Origin of the sequence: Nostoc sp. MG11 (assembly GCF_014904695.1) — a bacterium.
GTDB lineage: Bacteria > Cyanobacteriota > Cyanobacteriia > Cyanobacteriales > Nostocaceae > Komarekiella.
Genome location: NZ_JACXXN010000001.1, coordinates 258,080 through 276,668 on the forward strand (window position 1 = coordinate 258,080; position 18,589 = coordinate 276,668).

19 protein-coding genes, 1 tRNA gene, 1 pseudogene and 1 riboswitch are annotated in these 18,589 nt (G+C 43.5%); of the genes and pseudogenes, 8 read left to right on the plus strand and 13 right to left on the minus strand.

Translation table 11 applies throughout. The annotated features are described in order from the left end of the window. Window positions 1–5 precede the first annotated feature (5 nt). From thiD to HCR01_RS01175, 4 genes are all read left to right on the plus strand, one after another. A complete protein-coding gene (gene thiD, locus HCR01_RS01160; RefSeq protein WP_193193723.1) occupies window positions 6–827 on the plus strand; it encodes a bifunctional hydroxymethylpyrimidine kinase/phosphomethylpyrimidine kinase in 822 nt (273 codons plus the stop codon). Window positions 828–1,012: 185 nt separating this feature from the next. Next, the gene (locus HCR01_RS01165) at window positions 1,013–1,618 is read left to right on the plus strand and encodes a bZIP transcription factor (protein WP_193193725.1); all 606 of its coding nucleotides are present in this window, start codon (window positions 1,013–1,015) and stop codon (window positions 1,616–1,618) included. Between the two features lie 186 nt (window positions 1,619–1,804). Continuing rightward, a complete protein-coding gene (locus HCR01_RS01170) occupies window positions 1,805–1,942 on the plus strand; it encodes a hypothetical protein (RefSeq protein WP_193193727.1) in 138 nt (45 codons plus the stop codon). 38 nt (window positions 1,943–1,980) lie between these two features. Further along, window positions 1,981–2,319, plus strand: a complete 339-nt coding sequence (locus tag HCR01_RS01175; RefSeq protein WP_012410794.1) for a P-II family nitrogen regulator — start codon at window positions 1,981–1,983, stop codon at window positions 2,317–2,319. Window positions 2,320–2,682: 363 nt separating this feature from the next. On the opposite strand, the gene rdgB is transcribed toward HCR01_RS01175, so the two are convergent. Together rdgB and HCR01_RS01185 are read right to left on the minus strand one after the other, a co-directional pair. Then, entirely contained in the window at window positions 2,683–3,264 is a 582-nt protein-coding gene (gene rdgB / locus HCR01_RS01180; RefSeq protein WP_193193728.1) for an RdgB/HAM1 family non-canonical purine NTP pyrophosphatase, read from the minus strand. Window positions 3,265–3,357: 93 nt separating this feature from the next. Continuing rightward, entirely contained in the window at window positions 3,358–4,794 is a 1,437-nt protein-coding gene (locus HCR01_RS01185) for a phosphoglucomutase/phosphomannomutase family protein (protein ID WP_193193730.1), read from the minus strand. Between the two features lie 531 nt (window positions 4,795–5,325). Here HCR01_RS01185 and HCR01_RS01190 point away from each other — a divergent pair. Further along, window positions 5,326–6,050: pseudogene (locus HCR01_RS01190) on the plus strand (IS5 family transposase). A 143-nt stretch (window positions 6,051–6,193) separates the two neighbouring features. Here the strand turns inward: HCR01_RS01190 and HCR01_RS01195 are convergent. The 4 genes from HCR01_RS01195 to HCR01_RS01210 all read right to left on the minus strand — a co-directional run bounded on the left by HCR01_RS01195 (window position 6,194) and on the right by HCR01_RS01210 (window position 10,157). Further along, a complete protein-coding gene (locus HCR01_RS01195) occupies window positions 6,194–6,679 on the minus strand; it encodes a plasmid segregation centromere-binding protein ParR (RefSeq protein ID WP_193193732.1) in 486 nt (161 codons plus the stop codon). 5 nt (window positions 6,680–6,684) lie between these two features. Continuing rightward, window positions 6,685–7,839 (minus strand): ParM/StbA family protein, encoded by a 1,155-nt coding sequence (locus HCR01_RS01200; RefSeq protein WP_193193734.1) that lies wholly within the window; start codon window positions 7,837–7,839, stop codon window positions 6,685–6,687. Window positions 7,840–8,134: 295 nt separating this feature from the next. Further along, window positions 8,135–8,749 carry a DedA family protein gene (locus HCR01_RS01205; RefSeq protein ID WP_193193736.1) on the minus strand — a complete coding sequence of 205 codons (615 nt, stop codon included), beginning with the start codon at window positions 8,747–8,749 and terminating at the stop codon, window positions 8,135–8,137. Window positions 8,750–9,074: 325 nt separating this feature from the next. Beyond that, window positions 9,075–10,157, minus strand: a complete 1,083-nt coding sequence (locus HCR01_RS01210) for a Gfo/Idh/MocA family oxidoreductase (protein WP_193193738.1) — start codon at window positions 10,155–10,157, stop codon at window positions 9,075–9,077. Between the two features lie 643 nt (window positions 10,158–10,800). On the opposite strand from HCR01_RS01210, the gene queC reads away from it, so the two are divergent. Beyond that, window positions 10,801–11,475 carry a 7-cyano-7-deazaguanine synthase QueC gene (queC, locus tag HCR01_RS01215; RefSeq protein ID WP_193193740.1) on the plus strand — a complete coding sequence of 225 codons (675 nt, stop codon included), beginning with the start codon at window positions 10,801–10,803 and terminating at the stop codon, window positions 11,473–11,475. A 140-nt stretch (window positions 11,476–11,615) separates the two neighbouring features. On the opposite strand, the gene HCR01_RS01220 is transcribed toward queC, so the two are convergent. Together HCR01_RS01220 and HCR01_RS01225 are read right to left on the minus strand one after the other, a co-directional pair. Next, window positions 11,616–12,962: a hemolysin family protein gene (locus HCR01_RS01220; protein WP_193194222.1), complete on the minus strand. Its 1,347-nt coding sequence runs from the start codon at window positions 12,960–12,962 to the stop codon at window positions 11,616–11,618. Window positions 12,963–13,105: 143 nt separating this feature from the next. Then, window positions 13,106–13,807, minus strand: a complete 702-nt coding sequence (locus tag HCR01_RS01225; protein ID WP_193193742.1) for a hypothetical protein — start codon at window positions 13,805–13,807, stop codon at window positions 13,106–13,108. Between the two features lie 296 nt (window positions 13,808–14,103). Here HCR01_RS01225 and HCR01_RS01230 point away from each other — a divergent pair. Continuing rightward, window positions 14,104–14,176, plus strand: a tRNA-Ile gene (locus HCR01_RS01230). Between the two features lie 174 nt (window positions 14,177–14,350). On the opposite strand, the gene HCR01_RS01235 is transcribed toward HCR01_RS01230, so the two are convergent. Then, window positions 14,351–14,782: a hypothetical protein gene (locus tag HCR01_RS01235; RefSeq protein WP_193193744.1), complete on the minus strand. Its 432-nt coding sequence runs from the start codon at window positions 14,780–14,782 to the stop codon at window positions 14,351–14,353. A gap of 101 nt (window positions 14,783–14,883) precedes the next feature. Between HCR01_RS01235 and pyrE the strand changes: the two genes are divergently transcribed. After that, window positions 14,884–15,498: an orotate phosphoribosyltransferase gene (pyrE, locus tag HCR01_RS01240; protein WP_193193745.1), complete on the plus strand. Its 615-nt coding sequence runs from the start codon at window positions 14,884–14,886 to the stop codon at window positions 15,496–15,498. A 105-nt stretch (window positions 15,499–15,603) separates the two neighbouring features. On the opposite strand, the gene thiC is transcribed toward pyrE, so the two are convergent. From thiC to HCR01_RS01260, 4 genes are all read right to left on the minus strand, one after another. Beyond that, window positions 15,604–16,977: a phosphomethylpyrimidine synthase gene (thiC, locus tag HCR01_RS01245; protein ID WP_193193747.1), complete on the minus strand. Its 1,374-nt coding sequence runs from the start codon at window positions 16,975–16,977 to the stop codon at window positions 15,604–15,606. A 6-nt stretch (window positions 16,978–16,983) separates the two neighbouring features. Further along, window positions 16,984–17,080, minus strand: a riboswitch (TPP riboswitch). Window positions 17,081–17,151: 71 nt separating this feature from the next. Further along, on the minus strand, window positions 17,152–17,376 hold the full coding sequence (locus HCR01_RS01250) for a DUF6887 family protein (protein ID WP_193193749.1): 225 nt from the start codon (window positions 17,374–17,376) through the stop codon (window positions 17,152–17,154). Next, a complete protein-coding gene (locus HCR01_RS01255) occupies window positions 17,373–17,555 on the minus strand; it encodes a DUF6888 family protein (protein ID WP_193194270.1) in 183 nt (60 codons plus the stop codon). The genes HCR01_RS01250 and HCR01_RS01255 overlap by 4 nt, the downstream gene beginning before the upstream one ends. Window positions 17,556–17,693: 138 nt before the next feature. Continuing rightward, the gene (locus HCR01_RS01260; RefSeq protein WP_193193751.1) at window positions 17,694–18,566 is read right to left on the minus strand and encodes a phosphodiester glycosidase family protein; all 873 of its coding nucleotides are present in this window, start codon (window positions 18,564–18,566) and stop codon (window positions 17,694–17,696) included. Window positions 18,567–18,589: the final 23 nt, after the last annotated feature.

The following is an 18,589-nucleotide window of genomic DNA, read 5'->3' on the forward strand; positions in this document are numbered from 1 at the left end:
CACTTATGAACGCTCAAACAATATCCAGGGTGCCTGTTGCATTAACTATTGCTGGCTCAGATAGTGGTGGCGGTGCGGGAATTCAAGCTGATTTACGCACCTTTGCCTTTCATTGTGTCCACGGTACTAGTGCTATAACCTGCGTCACGGCACAAAACACTTTGGGGGTAGCGCGAGTTGATGCCATGCCAATTGAGGCTGTTGTGGCGCAAATTCAGGCAGTGGTTGAGGATATTGGCGTGCAAGCTGCAAAAACGGGAATGTTGCTGAATCAAGAAATTATCTCTGCTGTTGCCAAGCAAGTAGAAGCTTTACAAATCGATAACTTAGTAGTTGACCCCGTGATGGTGTCACGCACAGGGGCACAATTGATTGATGATGATGCCGTGAAAACGCTTCGTAATGCCCTGATTCCGAAAGCAGCTATTGTCACACCAAATCGTTATGAAGCCCAGATTTTGAGTGGTCTACAGATTCATTCGCTGGATGATATGCAAGCTGCTGCCCGAATCATTCACCAAAATTTAGGTGTGAAAGCTGTTTTAGTCAAGGGTGGAGGGATGGAGAGAAATTTGCGTGGCGTTGATATCTGGTTTGATGGGCAAAAACTGGAAACTTTGACAACAAAACTGGTAGAGACAAAAAATACTCATGGTACTGGTTGTACCCTATCAGCTGCGATCGCTGCTAATCTGGCGATGGGAAAAAACTTGTGGTCAGCAGTACAACAGGCAAAAGAGTATGTTACAACTGCACTCACTTACGCCCTAGACATTGGCAAAGGTCAAGGCCCTGTAGGACACTTCTTCCCATTGTTACGAAATTAACCTATTGATTGATTCAGTTATCAGTTATCAACTGTGTATTCACTGACTACAGACCATATCCTAAAAAAAACTTTGCTCTCTGGGAATTTTTCTATTATTCTTGGGCATAGTTTCAGGGCTAACTTAATAGTCTGTTAGCATCTCTGTACGATCTAATAACCTTGATTTTTAATACCAAGCCCCCGATGCGAGCAACCACAGGTTCCGTTCACCGGAATTCATCAATACCAGCCAATCAAGCCTACCGTCCTTCTGTACCACTATCTGTATACCGAGAATTGTCAACTGAGTTGCAAGCAACACAGGCAAGGTTAAATGCACTCACCGCCCAAAATCAGCAACTAGCCCAAGAAAATCAATTACTCCGCCAAGAAATTACTAAAGTCGTTCAATCTTTTTTACACTTGCAAGACTTTGTAGATTCTCGTGCTACGCCCAGTTATCACCAAGCTAATCATCCTTCTGGCGATGTCAAAAGTGCAGCCAAGCCACCGACTGAAACACGTCAACGTCAGCAGGTTTCGCGTCCACGTCCGCCCGTAGCGCCCAAAATACCTCCCGGAAAAAGCCGCCGCAAGGACTTCTCTGTAGCTGGAGTGGAAATGGGTTTCCCGATGCCAGAACCAGTCTTTATAGAGGAGCAACAAGTACGCTACTATCCCATTGCTGAGCCAGAAGTAAGAGAACTAAGTGGCTGGTGGTTAGTAATCACCATCATCTTAATTATGCTTACCGCTTTTGGCGCTGGGTATTTAGTAGTGCGTCCCCTGTTTGAACATCAAAATCGTTAGTTGACACTCCCACAGTCAGCAGCAGTGAGCTTTCGGACTACCTGGCAATTTTTCTCTATTACTCTGTAAATATCTGAGCATATCTACTTAGTAGCGAAATTTATTTATTTTTAAGTTACAAAACACACATAAAAAATGCTAATTTGACTGCAACTTCCCCATGTTAGAACTTTAAGGACTATACCAATGAATCAATCCTTGCTGTTTTTCATGTCGGAAGTACTCAGACAAAGGGTTTACATTATTTTAAAAAAAGTGGCAATTATTACAGATGTTTTAGGAAAAGCGCTGTTAGTTACAGCTTCAGACAGCGGATCTGGTTAGATATATAAACGAACCTAGTAGAAGTCAGGAGTTAAGACATGAAAAAAGTAGAAGCTATTATCCGCCCATTTAAGCTAGATGAAGTGAAAATTGCTTTAGTCAATGCTGGTATTGTTGGCATGACCGTTTCTGAAGTCCGGGGTTTCGGACGTCAGAAAGGTCAAACTGAACGATATCGTGGTTCGGAGTACACTGTTGAGTTTCTGCAAAAACTTAAAGTAGAAATTGTAGTTGACGACAATCAAGTTGATATGGTAGTGGATAAGATTATCGCCGCTGCTCGAACTGGTGAAATTGGCGATGGCAAAATTTTCATCTCGCCTGTTGAGCAAGTGATTCGGATTCGTACCGGCGAAAAGAACACAGAAGCAGTTTAAGTGCTGAGTGCTAGATACTGAGTGGCAAGATGGTAAGTGTTGCTGAATATGTAGAATGAAGTATATGCAAAAGGCTAACTTTTAGATAGTTTTTCATTTCTTAAATCAGCAACGCTTCCTATGAAGTTGAATATAGTAGCGAAACAAAGTAAGAAACTCTCGTTACAGTTTCTTACTTTTTTGCACTTTATTCTTCTGTAATGGGTTATTTTTGCCTGCTAAAAATATCAAATCTAGTAGTCTATTAATTTTATAAAAGTCTGTATAATCAAAAGCCCAGATACAGCGCTCTGGGCTTTACACTGTGAAGCCTAGAACCTGGGTATTCTCATATCTTCAACTTCATTAATAATACTGAAAATACTAATTCTCAGATATCTTTTTTAGTTGTGGTATTAAAGCTGCAAAAGCCTTGCCCCGATGGCTAATTGACCTCTTCAATTCTCGCGTCATTTCAGCAAAGGTCAGTAGTTTCTCTGGAACGTAAAAAATTGGATCGTAGCCAAAACCACCATCACCACGGGGTGCATGGAGAATTTCACCGCGACAAACACCTTCAGCTTGTAATACGATCGCACCATTAGGACGAGCGATCGCTACTACACAAACAAATTGAGCTTGCCGATTTACTTCGTTGCCTAATTCCCGCAATAGCCTAGCAATGCGTTCTGCATCAGTTTTACCGTAACGTGCAGAATACACCCCTGGTGCGCCATCGAGAGCATCTACTTGCAAGCCAGAATCATCTGCGATCGCCCACTGTCCTGTTACTTGTGCGACTTGGGAAGCTTTGAGACAAGCATTAGCTGTAAAGGTGTTGCCTGTCTCCTCAATTTCTAATTCTTCAGGTTTGAGAGTTAATTCCCAACCAGAATTTTCCAGGTAAGCTTGCATTTCTCGCAATTTACCTGGATTTCCTGTTGCTACTACGAGTAGTTTGGTCATTGGTCAAGAGTCAAGGATCAACGGTCAAGAGTCAAAAGTCAAGGAGCAAAAAACTCTGGAATTTGGACTCTTGACTCTGGACTAATTTTACTTTTACTCTGCCCAGTGTTTCGCCCAAGCGAGAGTTTTATGTACTTGTTCGAGTGTAGGGGCTTCACAGTAGAGGCGTAAAACTGGTTCGGTACCGCTAAACCGAATCATTAACCAGCTTTTGTCGGCTAGACGATACTTATAGCCGTCAATTGTTTGACAATCAATCACTGCTTTACCAGCGATTTCTGTTAAGGGTTGGGTTTGCAGTTGTTGCAAAAGACGTGATCGCACTTCCATACTTGCTAAGGGCAAATCAACGCGATCATAAGCTGAGCTAAACCCTGTTTGTGCCTGCAAGTGGCGATAATACTCACCTAAATCTAATCCAGATTCGACGATCGCTTCTAGTACGTATAATGCTGATAGCAGTGCATCGCGTTCGGGAATATGGCTACCATAACCAATCCCTCCCGATTCTTCCCCACCCAGTAATACCTCTGCGGCTAACATTCTGTCAGCAATGTATTTATAACCAACTGCTGTCTCAAATACTGACAAATTATGCAGTGCTGCAACAAGGGGCATCAAGTCAGAACCACTGACAGTTTTAACTATTTCACCCTTGAAGCCGCGCCGTAGGGTTAAGTGGTCGATTAATATCGGGATTAACACTTGGGAACTCAAGAAGTTGGCTTCTCCGTCCACAGCGGCGATGCGATCGCAGTCCCCATCAAATACCAACCCCACTGTTAAACCTGATTTATCCGTTTCTCGGTGAGTTTTGATGACTTCAAATAGACGCGAAAGGTATTTAGGCAAGGGTTCCGGCGCACCACCACCAAACAAGGGGTCACGTTCGCTATTGATTTCTTTGACTTGATCGCCTAGTAATCTTGGTAGTCCGCCAGCGGCAGCGCCATGCATGACATCAGCAAATAAAGTTAGTTTGCCAGAGGCGATCGCCTCCCGAATCTTGGCAATATCAACTTTACGTTCTAATGCTTCGGTATAGCTGGGCCAAGGGTCGAATTTCTCTTGCTTGCCTGGGGTCGTTGTTGGTGGTACTCCCTCTGACAACAGCGCTTCTATCTCTTTAGTAACTTCTGGCGGTACAGATCCACCAAAAGAACCCTTGACTTTTAGTCCTAAATATGTCCCTGGGTTATGACTTGCGGTAATTACTAGTGCTCCCAAAGCATTAAGTTGCTTTGCTGCCCAGCTAAATGCTGGAGTTGGGGCAAAGGTTTCGCTGAGCAAAACATCAAATCCGATAGCGGTAACGGTATCGGCAACAGCACGAGCAAAGTCTTCCGCCATAAATCGGCGGTCATAACCGACAATAATCGTCCGGCTACCGACCGTAGAGTAATACGTATTATATAATACTTGTGCTGCAACTGGCGCGACCAGGGCTAGACGTTCAAAGGTGAATTCATCACCAATAATGCCCCGCCAGCCGTCTGTACCAAACTTGATTGAGTTAGCTACAACTGGCATCTAAGTATCCTAACTGTCTACTTGAAGATTTTAGCATTTATACAGGATGCAATGTAAAAAAAAGATATAGTAAAAACATGTACGGATAAGATTAGGCTGTTTCGAAACGAAAATAAGCTAATTTGTGCAATATTGAGGTGCGATCGCTTGGTAAATGCAAGTTTATTGTAATATTTAGTGTACTAATGTATGCTGTGACTTAAATAGTATAAATAGTAATTAAGTAATTATATCGGCTCATCACTACATAGTAGTCGTCGGTATTAATTGTGCAATAGCATTGAGTAACATTGAATCTGGTGGTGCATAAGTTAAGTAATTACCTTAATCCCAGTTTCAATCTTCTAAAATTTCCCTTATTACCCGAAGCAGTCAAGATACAAGCGAATCAAGTGATTACTCTACAACAAGCTTTGGAACTAGAGCGTGTCATCAATTAAGTAAACTGGAATAAAAACTGCTGAAAAAGGATAAATACTCTTGAAAAAGATGACGCGCCGATACACACTACGAGATGACCAGTAGGAGAGAATCAAAGACCTGCTACCTGGGCGAGAGAGCTATGTGGGGGTCACAGCTAAAGATAATCGATTATTTGTCGAAGCAGTTTTATATCGTTATCGAGCAGGCATCCCCTGGCGTGACTTGCCAGCGCGATTCGGGGGATTTTCGGGTGATTCACACCCGCTTCAGTCGATGGTCAAAAACAGGCGTGTGGGAGCAGGTATTTCAGCAGTTGGCAGATGATGCCGACAACGAATATGCGATGATTGATTCCACAATTGTCCGCGCCCATCAACACAGCGCGGGTGCAAAGGGGAGGATGCATCTACAGAAGCCATTGCATTGGTCGCAGCAAAGGGGGATTGAGTACCAAGATTCATGCTGTGGTGGATGCTTTAGGCAATCGAGTGAGCTTCCACCTGACATCAGGGCAAGCCTGCGACCTGGATGGAGCCGACCAATTGCTACCCACCATTGCAGCGGATACAGTACTGGCAGATAAAGGCTATGATGCCGATGAGCGAGTGATTGAGCGACTTCAAGCACAGGGGAAAACCGCAGTGATTCCTCCCAAACGCAACCGTACCAGACCTCGTGACTACGACCGAGATTTGTACAAAGCCCGTCATTTGATTGAAAACTTTTTTGCCAAACTCAAGCAGTATCGAGCGATTGCGACGCGCTACGATAAACGCGCCACCAACTTTTTAGGTGGAATCTATCTTGCTGCTTCTGTTATTTGGCTTAATTGATGACACGCCCTAGAACGACATAACAATCTTGAGTTACAAGTAGTGTTATCCCAGCTAGAACACCAATATTAATAATCCTTAATAGTAAACACTATTAAGGATTGTTGACTAGAGCAAAAGATGCTCACAAACCTGATTGTTCCTTAAAAATCATCAAGAAACTGGCTAAGGCGACTGATGACAGGGTCAACCTCTTGAGGAGGGATAGCAGCAGCATAAGAAGTATTCATTGATACATCTGATACTACTTGATTTGGGGACTGAATGATTGATCGCTCATTGACAATAAGCGCCAATTGTGAAACTTGTTGACTAAGTTGCATCATATGGCGTTCCATCGCCTCCAAACGATTGTATTCCTTGGCAAAAAAACGTTCCTCAAGGCCAGCTACTTGACGTTGCAGTTCACCGATTTGTTGTTCAACCGATGCTGTTGCTGCGGTTTTTGAACCAGGTCTTACAGATTCCGGTACACATAAAGATTGCCACAGGGCTTCTTTACAGAGGTCACTGAAAGTCTTGTCGGGTTGTTTTTCTAAATGGCTTTCCACTTGTGCTAACAAGCTTTCATCAGCAACCCCTGGGTTGAACGTAACGGATTTAACTACTTTTTTTGACCATTGGAACATCAGTTTTAGGCCCTAGAAGAGCGACTGGAGGACAATTGTGCCTCTCCATAAATATACTGCCCCAAGGCATTCGCCTGTCGAGAAGGTGCAGCTAAATGGGCGCTAATCTTTGCCTCTTTGAGCAACCGTTGAACATCTTCCCAGAAAAACTCACCACCACCTCCAGTGAGAATCACATCTGTGACGCGCTCTGGCAACCAGGCTAGCACGCGGCTACAAATTTCTCGAGAAAACATCTCTGTAAGGTTGGGGAGAAAATCATCTAAGTTGGCGGGCTTGCTAGCGCCCTTAGGACGGTAAAAACGCTCACCCTTGGGTTTGTTAACAGCGGAAATCAAAGCCAGGGATTGACTATCTGCTCCTTGGATTTCGGCGGCTACCAGTTCATAAAACTTGTTCATCCCGAAGTCTTCACTCTTAGAAGCACCTCGTGCAAAGCGGAAGTTATCTACCATTAAAAGATCAACGGTTTGATGCCCAATATCGACGATCGCCACCGATATTTTCGTAAAATCGGGAACAGTAGTACTCTTTTTAGGTTGAGCTTCAGACCACAAAAGACTGCCGTAGCCTTCTGGCATTACCCATACCTTATTGACGTTCAGCGACACAGATTCGCCCCGGAAGTTCAACACATGAGGGCCACCGACTTGGCTGATTAATTGTGCTTTTTCCTTTTCAAACTGCTCCAATGAAAGGAAAGGCAGACCAAGTACAACAGAAATCTCATCTTTGAGTTTAAAGTACCCGGCACATGCCAAGACTTTTACTAGTGCAGCTTCTACCTTAGATTGTCCGACTCCTAAATTTGCTCCAAAATCGGCTGCCAGCTGACCTACAGCATATCCATTACCTTGATATTCCAGCCACAAATCCATTAGAGGGTCAGTAGCTCTGGCTTCAAAAACACCCCCACGTACCTGTTCTATTGACATTTGCTTGACGTTGGCAGGTATAAATACCACACTATTAGGTTCGCGGCTAACACAAGTCTTTGTCGAAGTTCTGCCTAAATCAACACTGAGAATAGTTTTCCCTGAACCGATGCCGCCGCCTGGCTTGGGAGTATTAACAGAATTTATGGGAGTGGACGCCGACACTCTATTCATTGGTATAGCTGCGGCATTCATTGGGGTAGCGGCGGAAGGTTGGTCTGTCATGAAAGCTCCTAGTCTGAACTTAACTGTAAAAAGTTGTCAATGCTCATCTTACAAAAATGCGAGCAACCAGAAATTTTTGGTTGCGCCAAGTGTAGCTAGAAATACGCCAAAAATTAATTTGGGCGATACCTTCTCTGCGAGACGCTGCTTCGTAGCTTGCTTCCCCATTCGAGCAGCGTTCCGTAGGGAAGGAGTACGGTGAACTTTGCCAACACACATTTAGTATTATTTGGCATAGTGTATGCGAATTTTGGCCGGATGTAACCCCTGCCTTCAAAGCAAAAGCGGCTGTGTTTCATCTTCTGATGCGTTTTAGCTGGCGCTTGAGTACCCAGGCAACAAATACTAAAACCAGACTCCCAAACACGATTTTAGATACCGGAGCAAGGTACTTATCCACAAGTTCATACTGACTACCTAATACGTACCCTGAGTATGTTAGCAAACCTACCCAGATAGCGCTACCTAGGGTTGTATAAAATAGGAACGGCAGCAAGTGCATATTAGTGATACCTGCTGGAACAGAAATCAAGGTACGGATTCCTGGCACAAGCCGACCAATAAGTACTGCTTTGTTACCTTGTCTATCAAACCAGCGCGTTGCTTTGGCAATATCTTTGCTGGATATAGCCAGCCATCTGCCGTACCTATCAGCCCAGGCTTTTAAACGTTCTTCGCCCAAAAACCTACCTGGATAGTACCAGACTAGTGCCCCCAGCACAGAACCCACTAGCCCCGCCAAAAATACGCCAATGATATTAAGCTTGTCTGGAGTTGCTCGTGCTGTAAATCCTGCCAGTGGCATAATCAATTCTGAAGGGATGGGGGGAAAAAGGTTTTCTACAAACATCAACAGGGCAATTCCCAAGTAACCCATGTAGTTGATAGTATTGGTTATCCATTCAAGCATCGAGACAATTCCTGAAATTATTGCACTAATTTTATTGCTAAATTCAGTGTTAGCTTTCGCAAAAGTTAATCATCCACGCTTGTTAGAGTCAAAGTAACTTAGCTGCAATCAAATTGGTACTGAACTCAGACATAGAGGCAAGAAGTGGAAAAGAAGTTTTGGTTTTAAAACTTTAGATCCCCCTTAGCCCACTTATTAAAAGGGCTAGGGGGGATCTAAATAGGGCAAATCTGAAAATACACTCCAGAGTTACTTCTAGATTGGAGTTATGGAGGAGGAAAGTAGATAGCGACTATGTTCCTCCATTTTTCCATCTCCCCTTTTCTTAGACTGTCGGTGTCAACGATTGTACTCTCTGTTCCGCTTGCCAGTCTAATGGATTCCAAACTCGATCTTCCAAAGCCATCTGCTCAATTAAACTTGCTAATCTGAGAGCTTTAAGAGCTTGTTCACCACCCACTGAAGGTTGATTGCCACCATGTACACAGTTGACAAAATGTTCTAACTCTGCGCTTAGAGGTTGAACATTACTGGTGTAAACTTTTTCAATCACACCATCCTGCCTATAAAGTACTTGTCGGTGTTCGTTCAGAGAGTTAGCCGTCGTTTGTCGGTGAATCAAAATTTCATTTTTGAGAAAATCTGCCTCAGTGAATGAGTTTTTACAATGGGCAACAATCCGGCGGATTTTTCGGTGAGTGACTTTACTGGCAGTTAAAGTAGCGACAATGCCATTAGCAAATCCCAAGGTGGCAGTGACGTAATCTAAATAACCAGAGTCTAAAGCACGAGAACCGCTAGCGGTTAATTTTACTACAGGAGAGGCGGCTAATTCCAAAAGTAGGTCAATGTCGTGGATCATTAAATCCAGCACAACCGACACATCATTTGCTCGATCTGAGTAAGGACTCATGCGGTGAGCTTCTAGCGCCAGCAGTTCCTCAGTTTTCAGCACTTGGCTCAATTCCCTAAATGCTGGATTGAAGCGCTCAATATGACCTACTTGCAGGATACACTGAGATTCGGCTGCGGCATTTACCAGGGATTCTGCCTCAGAAATACTTGCAGCGATCGGTTTTTCAACTAAAACATGAATTCCCGCCAAAAGACAGTTAATGCCTACAGCGTAGTGCAGGCGAGTTGGAACGGCCACGCAAACTGCTTCCACGAGGGGCAGCAAATCACAGTAGTCTTCAAAAAAACGCACTTTGTACTTACTGGCGGTTTCTAACCCCCGCTCGACATTAATATCTGCCACTCCGACCAGTTCAACATCTTTCATTGAACTCAGCACGCGAGCGTGATGTTGTCCCATGTTACCCACCCCAATCACGCCTATGCGGATCGGTCGTGGCTGGTTGCGCTGTGTATATGGATTTGGTTCTGCCACTGACATGCTATCTTGCACTATTATTCTCTCCTCAACCACCAAATTTAGAGACGCTACGGTCGTTGGCGTTTATACTTAACGGCCAGTTGTGATCCGTCTAAAACCATCCAGATGGTAACATAGAGGCTCTGTTTATGAAGAATTTCAAAGTTTGCGATCAGTTCCCGCAATCTGGCTGTCTTTTGTATAAACAGGTCAAGATTGAGCAAGTTTTTGTATAAAGCACAAAAACTAGATGTCTCTTTATTAACTTTTAAAAGTACGTAATACCTCAGTGAAAATTTTCTAAATTTATGCTCATCCGAAGCCTTAGATTTAATTTTTCTTTAGTTGAAAGTTAGATAATTAATTGCCATACTCAACATTCAATTAACACTATTGAGAATGGATAAATTTTTTATCAGTAAAATTACAAAATAATTAAAATAGCACACTGAGATCGGTTGATGCCGAGAGCTTGTATTATGAATTGTCACGGTTAATACTTAAAATCAATGTTGCATAATTATTTGCAGTACCCAGCGATCGCACCAACCTTTGAGAGAAACTTGTATGGATAGTTTCCTTAATTAATACTTGTTACAAAGCGTCTTTAGCATTGGTTTTCGGCATTTTATTGAAGTGTGATTGAGCGATTTGAATTCCAAAATTGAAAACTGAGATGAAAGCTGTAATTCTGTTGTCGGGTGGATTAGACTCTTCCACAATTTTGTACAAAGCGAAAGCTGATGGCTGTGAATGCTATGCAATTTCCTTTGATTACCAGCAGCGACATCGACGAGAGTTACAGTCAGCCCTCCTCGTCGCTCAAAAAGCTGGAGTTGTAAAACATCAGGTGGTTAATTTTGACTTACGGCAATGGGGCGGTTCAGCACTTACAGACGACGCTATTGATTTACCCCAGGAGCGTTCCCTAGATGAAATGTCTCAAAATATTCCTGTAACCTATGTCCCTGCTCGTAATACTATATTTTTAAGCTTTGCCCTTGGCTACGCTGAGGCGATCGCTGCTGAACGTGTTTATATCGGTGTCAACGCCTTAGATTACTCTGGATACCCTGATTGTCGCCCCGACTATATCCAGGCAATGCAGGAAGTTTTTCGCCTGGGAACCAAACAAGGGCGTGAAGGACAACCAATAATTATTGTTGCACCCCTAATAAATCTGAAAAAAACCGAAATTATCCAATTAGGTAACCAACTGGGCGTCCCTTGGAAACTCACTTGGTCTTGCTATGCCGGTGGTGATGTCGCTTGTGGTGTCTGTGATTCTTGTCGCTTGCGATTAGCAGCTTTTGCCGAATTGCAATTAAAAGACCCGCTTCCCTATGCTTGAGTGCTGAGTCAAAGGTCAATTGTCATTTGTCATTTGTTATTTGTTAAAAGTCAAACGTCGAGGATCAAGAGACAGTAGTTATTTATTTTCCCTTGTCTTCCTTGTCCTCTTGTTCTCCACTCCCCCACTTTCCTAACTCTTTACTCCTCCAAACGTCGCAGTTGAATTTGGTGCAGACGTGGCCCAACAACTGACATCACAGTGAATTCGAGATTGTCATAGAACAACGTTTCGCCTTTGGCGGGAATTTTCTGCAACTGGTAGAGCAAAAAGCCTCCTAATGTCTGGTATTCTCTCGTCAAAGGCAAATTGAGATGCAAAACTTCGTTGAGGTCTTCAAGATTTATCTGCGCCTGCACCAAAAATTTCTGCTCATCTAACATCTGGATTAGCAAGTCATCGCTACTTTCTGGTTCACTGGCGTCGCCGATGATTTCAGCAATAACGTCTTTGATTGTTACTAGTCCTACAGTACCGCCAAATTCATTTACTACCATGACCATAGCTGATTTCTCTTGCTGCATCATTGGCAAAAGTTCACTCAAGGACGTGTGTTCTGGGACAAACTGGGCGGGACGCATCCAAGGTTGGATTTGTGTTTCTAAAGATAACTTTCCTACAGCCAGGGGTTTTGCCAGATCTTTAAAGTAGACAATGCCACAAATGTTGTCTAAAGATTCACCAATCACAGGATAGCGGGAGTGACCAGTAGAAGCCATTTCTGTGAGTAATGTCTGGAAAGTAGCGTCTTTTGGCAGCGCTACAATGCTGGTGCGAGGAATCATCACAGCTTGCGCCGTTACATCACTAAACTCAAAGACATTATTGAGCAGTTCTCGCTCTGAAAGCTGTAAACCAGTAGATTCGCGTTCTGTAGAGATAATCAGTTGCAATTCTTCTGGAGTAACAGGTGGTCTCCAGCTTTGACCTGTGTATTGGATGCCAAAAATTCGTAACAGACAGCGGGTTGATTGGTTGAGAATCCAAATGAAGGGTCTGAAAAAACGTACGATCGCTTTTACTGAAGGCCCCAGAAACCGAGCCAGCTGTTCCGAGTACAGCATAGCTAACGATTTGGGGCATAGTTCTCCTAAAACAATTTGCAAATAAGCAATTAGAAAAAAGGCGATCGGAATCGATAGAGAATGAGCGATGAAGTTATTCATCCCACTGGGTAAAGGCAAGGATTTTAGCCATGCATCCACCAGCACGACAATCGTACTTTCTCCAATCCATCCCAACGCCAAACTAGAGAGGGTAATTCCTAACTGGGTTGTAGATAGCAGTCTATCAATACTGCGTTGCAGTGTTTCGACAGCGATCGCTGGGATATCACCAGCCTCAACTAGCTGGTGAATGCGCGATCGCCGCACACTCACCATCGAAAACTCTGCCGTCACAAAAAAGGCATTTATTGCAATCAACAGTAGCACTGACAACAATCGCAGCCCCACATCTGTCCAAATCAATCTAGGAAAACCACTCACTACAAAAGCTCGTGTAATACTCACATCCCCATTGAGAGGGATTGGAGATGAAAGACTGGGTATTGGGTATTGATTATTTATTCACCTTGTCACCCTGTCCCCAGTCCCCAGTCCATAGTTCCCAGTCCCCAGTCACCAGACTCCTACTTTTCTACAGGAATATCTGATACTTCTAGCTTCAGTTTTTGAGCAGGATAATCAGTTAGAGCAAGTGATACCTTCTTCACATCATCTAATAAAGCTGTGGGAATACTCACTGTACCTGAAAATGTTGGCCCATTTAAAGGCAATTCTGCTGGCAAACCCTCTGTACTAGCACTCAGAGTTCGCCCTTTGTCATCTGTGACATCCAAAAAACTGTATAGGAAGCGCACAGAATCAGTACCTTTGTTCTGCATTTTGACTTTTAGTAGTAAATCACCGCCAGAGTAGCGAGCAGATTGTACAGAAAAGGTAACGCCTTCACTCTGGGCGGTAATCGGAAAACCAGGTTGAAGTTTTTCTTCACTCACTTCTGGAGGTTTTTCCTCTGGTTTTTGCTTGCTGCTATTAGTTTCTTCATCATCTTCCTCTAGGTTTTCTGATTTAGCAGCTTTTGTCTTACCCTCAATTCGCGCCTTAACAATTTTCAAGATCTCTTGCTCTTTTAATAGCGCTAACCCTGTTTGTTGGGAGTTATTTGTCTTGCTGCTGGCAAATTTAGTTGCGGGGCGACCGTCTGGTGTGGTAATGCCTTTGAGTGCTGAACTCCCTATATTAAATCCCAAAAACGCACTCACAGAACCGGCTCCCAACATCAGGGTTAATAAAATCAATGTAAGAAGTACAGTGGAATTTAGTTTCATCGCTGACAAGCTATTGCAGAAGAATGCTGGTCTACTTAAGAGTATTGAAGCTGTTACCTCAATCCTTCAAGGAACTTAATAAATATTAGTTTGCACTATTTCATTATTAAATTATGTAGTATAAAAATATAGCAAATTATTTTCGAGTATTTACAAGTTATAAAATCATGCTAAAATAACGAAATTGGGTTTATTGCGTATGTGAGGTAGCGCACTCACAGTAAAGATTAGCAATTAGGGTTGACTTAAAAGTCTAAGTAGATAAACCTATGCCAATCTAAAACCTAACAGGGCAGGCGCCTTTGGCCGATTGGGGAGGCAGCGAACTCATAATTCGCCTTCAGGCTGGTTCGATTCCAGCAGGGCGCACTAACTAAATTATAAAAAGCAATCCATTACTGAACTCCAATGATGGTTGTAGCGAAACAATACCATATTGTATTGAAAATTAACATTCTTAGTCTCTAAAGAAAAACTAGATTTGGTAATTTAGTCATTAGTTACTGACAAATGACAAAAAACTAATGACTAAACGCTAGGACGTTATCGAGGTGGTAAAGTTTCAAACCGAAATTCAGTTCCAACTTTGAGTTTGTTGGTGTTCAAGCGAGGAGACATCAACAAGGATGTGTCGTAAGGATTTGGTAAGTCAGGGGTACGAATATATGGATCATTACCAACTTGCTGGGTAAGGACATCGTGATAGACAGTATTAACCAATTCGGCGTCTCTGGCAATTTCATTTTCTGGGAAGGAATTTCGGAAACCCGAACCAGGGCCAAGAAACGAATCTAGTTGACGCCTGAAGCTACCATTATCGTAGAAATTGCGATCGTGTCGAAAAAAAGCTCGTTCAAATACATCATTCGTAGTTTCATAATTGGGTGTTTCCGTCTGAGCAGATACTACAGAGGGAAAAGCAATACCAACAGTTAGCACCAATAAACCACTCAGGGTTTTTAATTTTATACCCATGTTCCTTACTCCTCAATTTATGGGTGAATCTTAACTTATGCTTAATTTCAGAACTCTTATGAGTTCAACCTTTGGTGTAGCACAACTTTTAATGTTTTGTAATGACGTATCCTACTGAAACTCTTACCCACTCAGATATTTGGGCCGCTACCGCTGATTTAACTACCCTGCGCCACAAGTTACTAGATTTGTTTTGCCAACTTGCTTATCAAGAGGGTGATTTTGTGCTCTCTTCTGGGATGCGTAGCTCTTATTACGTCAACAAGATGCAGGTAACGCTCCATCCCCAAGGTGCTTTGGCAGTTGGACGATTGCTGTTCCCTATGTTACCTATAGATACCCAGGCTGTTGCAGGTTTAACATTGGGTGCTGACCCAATTGTGACAGCAGTGAGTATAGTTTCTGTCTATGAGAACCGACTGATACCAGCGCTGATTATTCGTAAAGAAGCAAAAGGTTATGGAACTAGGGCACATATAGAAGGCCCATTATTGCCGGAAGAAGCCAAAGTAGTTGTTTTAGAAGATGTGGTGACGACAGGGCAATCAGCTCTAAAAGCTGTTGACCGACTCAAAGAAGCAGGTTATACCGTAGAACGAGTAATTGCACTGGTAGACCGCAAGCAAGGGGGAGCAGAGTTGTACCAGTCAGCTGGTTTGAAATTTGAAGCGTTGTTTTCGATTGAGGAGATTCAACAACGGTATCGGCATAAGTAATTTTGTTAGGCGCAAAGGAACACAGAGGTAAGCAAAGAGTAACGCAGAGTAACCCTCTGCGAACCTTTGCGATTTCCTGCGTGTGCGTCTGCGTTTAAAAGGCAGTTAACCTTGAGGCACTTTTTCTTTAGCCAAGAACTTCTCTAGTTCTGTTAAAGCATCAGCGTCAACTTTTGTTTGCATCGGGCAGAATTTAGGCCCACACATTGAACAAAACTCAGCCGTTTTGTAGATGTCTGCTGGTAGAGTTTCATCATGATATTCCTTAGCTCTTTCGGGATCGAGTGATAATTCAAACTGACGATTCCAGTCGAAATTATACCGAGCTTTGGAGAGTTCATCGTCTCTGTCTCTCGCACCTGGGCGATGTCTAGCTATATCTGCTGCATGAGCTGCTATTTTGTAGGCAATCAACCCATTTCGTACATCTTCGGCATTGGGTAGTCCTAAATGTTCTTTTGGTGTAACATAGCACAGCATTGCTGTACCGTACCATCCAGCCATCGCTGCCCCGATCGCTGAAGTGATATGGTCATAACCGGGAGCAATATCTGTCACCAAGGGCCCCAATACGTAGAAAGGTGCTTCAGAACACTCTTCCATCTGTTTGCGGACATTGAACTCAATTTGATCCATTGGAACATGTCCAGGCCCTTCTACCATCACTTGTACGTCCTGTTCCCAGGCTTTGCGAGTTAGCTTTCCGAGGGTTTTGAGTTCAGCTAATTGTGCTTCATCTGAGGCGTCGTGTGTACAGCCAGGACGCAGGGAATCCCCTAAACTGAAGGAAACATCGTACTTTTTGAAAATCTCGATGATGTCCTGGAAGTGAGTGTAAAGCGGATTTTGTTTGTGATGATGTAGCATCCAACGCGCTAGAATACCACCGCCACGAGAGACAATGCCAGTGATGCGGTTTCTCACCAAGGGCAAATGCTCAATCAAAATTCCGGCGTGGATGGTTTGATAGTCTACCCCTTGCTGAGCGTGTTTTTCGATGATATGCAGAAAGTCATCAGCTGTTAGGTTTTCGATTGTGCCGTGGACGCTTTCTAAAGCTTGGTAAACTGGTACTGTGCCAATGGGAACAGACGAAGCCTTGATAATTGCAGTGCGGATTTCATCTAAGTTACCACCGCCTGTGGACAAGTCCATCACGGTATCAGCACCGTACTTGACTGCTAGGTTCAGCTTATCCACTTCTTCTTGAAGATTGGAAGAGTTGGGTGAAGCCCCGATATTAGCATTTACTTTACATTTGGAGGCGATGCCAATGCACATCGGCTCTAGATTAGTGTGATTGATGTTAGCAGGGATAATCATTCGCCCCCGCGCTACTTCCTCACGAATGAGATCGGCGGGAAGATTCTCCCGTTGGGCGACATGGTGCATTTCTTCGGTGATGACACCTTGGCGGGCGTAGTGCATTTGAGATACATTACTCTGCCCACGACGCTTAGCAACCCATTCTGTCCGCATATTAAAATCCTCAATAAACAGCTTCCCTCCGCTGGTATTACCCAGACTCAGGTGTTAAGGGTGTGATCTCAGCCTGATTGTGTAGGCACCCCTAGCATGGTTGTAGATTGTACCACCTTAGTTATGGCTGCGAGCAGAGATGTTAACAATTCCTTGAGGTGAAGGTGGTAGGTGCTAAGCAGTTTTTTCGGAGTCTTGCGATCGCTGTTTCTGCTGAATAATGTCTAATATTGCCTTGTGGATTTCTTCTGGGGTCATTGATGCGGGATAAGTTCTAGAGGGTGGTTTTGCTGTCAAACGATCCACAAGTGCGTAAAAAGCCTCTTGATCATTTTGGTGAGCAATGACGTAGGCGCGTAATTCCGCCTTGCTCATGGCATCAAAGTTTGGTTTGCTCATGGATATTCCCAGTTACCATCATGACTAATCAGAATTTCTATATCTTCTCCAGCCAAGATAAATATTTTTCCAGTGCGCTCATCCAGACGCACCATGTAAATTGGTTTGTAGGCAGTCGTCAATAATTGACACAGGTAGACACATTTTAGGGCTTGTGCTGCTGTAGGAAGAATAGCCACTCCTTTGATATAAAAGCTTATATCTTAAATTTATAATTTTACATGTCTTTGATGATGCGAAAGCTTTGCAGTACTCTGTTAGCTATATTTCTTGGTAAGATTTAGGCGATCGCACTCCAATACTCCTCATAAAAGCTGCTAACGAGCAGGTATCATTGGGCGATCGCCTTTTTGAAACTTTACCCACGCCTGTTGTAGACCACTAGGAGCAGGATTCTTGGCATCATAGACCACAATCACGTTAGTTAGTGGGCGTCCAGGAGGGACTAAAATTTTACCGTTGGCAGCTAACGCTTTTGATGCACCGCCATCTAAGTTCATTGCTTCGTAGCAGCCGAGCGCTTTCATCGCTTCTGCTACTTGTTGCAAAGTTAGGCTACTATCAAAATTCACCAAAAACAGCTTTTTCCCATCGACGGGGAATCCGATCGCCGTCCGCGCACCTGTGCCTAAAACACTAGGGTCTTTAAATCCTTCAACGACTGGTTTGAGCCAAATTTGCCCCTGTCGCAAAAGCCGAGGGCCGCAAGTGAGAGACAACCAATGTTGATTCCATTGCGGTTTACCATCAACCCTTGCTGTCACTATTTCCGGTTTATTCCCAACTCGTAACCCCAAAGTAGTGCCAAAATTCTCCCACTGGCTATATTTAAGAAATCTCCCTCCTGCTATCATGTTACCCATTACTGTTTTTTGGGCACTTTTAGCGAAAAATGTCCCATTAGCAACGACAGCCGCGCGATGACGAGCTACTAGTTTGTGAAATTCTTCATCACCGCTAGTTTTTTGATTAGTATTAGCAAAAGTTGCATTATTCGCTAAACCAATAGTAATAAAGGTCTTCGGGTCGGTAAGGTCAATAATAGTTTGATAAAAAGAAATACCGTTTATCTTTGCCTTCTTCACTTGTACAGTTTGAGAAGCTGCCGGGAGTGCCAATGTCAATTCTTGCGCTAGGGCAGCACCTCCCAGAAAGAAGAAAGACCGCCGAGACATTTTAGAACTTGGCATAATTGACTCTTCGTTCTATGGTT

Coding starts and splice junctions, on each gene's coding strand:
- thiD (WP_193193723.1), top strand. CDS start 6: ATGAACGCTCAAACAATATCCAGGGTGCCTGTTGCATTAACTATTGCT.
- HCR01_RS01165 (WP_193193725.1), top strand. CDS start 1,013: ATGCGAGCAACCACAGGTTCCGTTCACCGGAATTCATCAATACCAGCC.
- HCR01_RS01170 (WP_193193727.1), top strand. CDS start 1,805: ATGAATCAATCCTTGCTGTTTTTCATGTCGGAAGTACTCAGACAAAGG.
- HCR01_RS01175 (WP_012410794.1), top strand. CDS start 1,981: ATGAAAAAAGTAGAAGCTATTATCCGCCCATTTAAGCTAGATGAAGTG.
- rdgB (WP_193193728.1), bottom strand. CDS start 3,264: ATGACCAAACTACTCGTAGTAGCAACAGGAAATCCAGGTAAATTGCGA.
- HCR01_RS01185 (WP_193193730.1), bottom strand. CDS start 4,794: ATGCCAGTTGTAGCTAACTCAATCAAGTTTGGTACAGACGGCTGGCGG.
- HCR01_RS01195 (WP_193193732.1), bottom strand. CDS start 6,679: ATGTTCCAATGGTCAAAAAAAGTAGTTAAATCCGTTACGTTCAACCCA.
- HCR01_RS01200 (WP_193193734.1), bottom strand. CDS start 7,839: ATGACAGACCAACCTTCCGCCGCTACCCCAATGAATGCCGCAGCTATA.
- HCR01_RS01205 (WP_193193736.1), bottom strand. CDS start 8,749: ATGCTTGAATGGATAACCAATACTATCAACTACATGGGTTACTTGGGA.
- queC (WP_193193740.1), top strand. CDS start 10,801: ATGAAAGCTGTAATTCTGTTGTCGGGTGGATTAGACTCTTCCACAATT.
- HCR01_RS01225 (WP_193193742.1), bottom strand. CDS start 13,807: ATGAAACTAAATTCCACTGTACTTCTTACATTGATTTTATTAACCCTG.
- HCR01_RS01235 (WP_193193744.1), bottom strand. CDS start 14,782: ATGGGTATAAAATTAAAAACCCTGAGTGGTTTATTGGTGCTAACTGTT.
- pyrE (WP_193193745.1), top strand. CDS start 14,884: ATGACGTATCCTACTGAAACTCTTACCCACTCAGATATTTGGGCCGCT.
- thiC (WP_193193747.1), bottom strand. CDS start 16,977: ATGCGGACAGAATGGGTTGCTAAGCGTCGTGGGCAGAGTAATGTATCT.
- HCR01_RS01250 (WP_193193749.1), bottom strand. CDS start 17,376: ATGAGCAAACCAAACTTTGATGCCATGAGCAAGGCGGAATTACGCGCC.
- HCR01_RS01260 (WP_193193751.1), bottom strand. CDS start 18,566: ATGCCAAGTTCTAAAATGTCTCGGCGGTCTTTCTTCTTTCTGGGAGGT.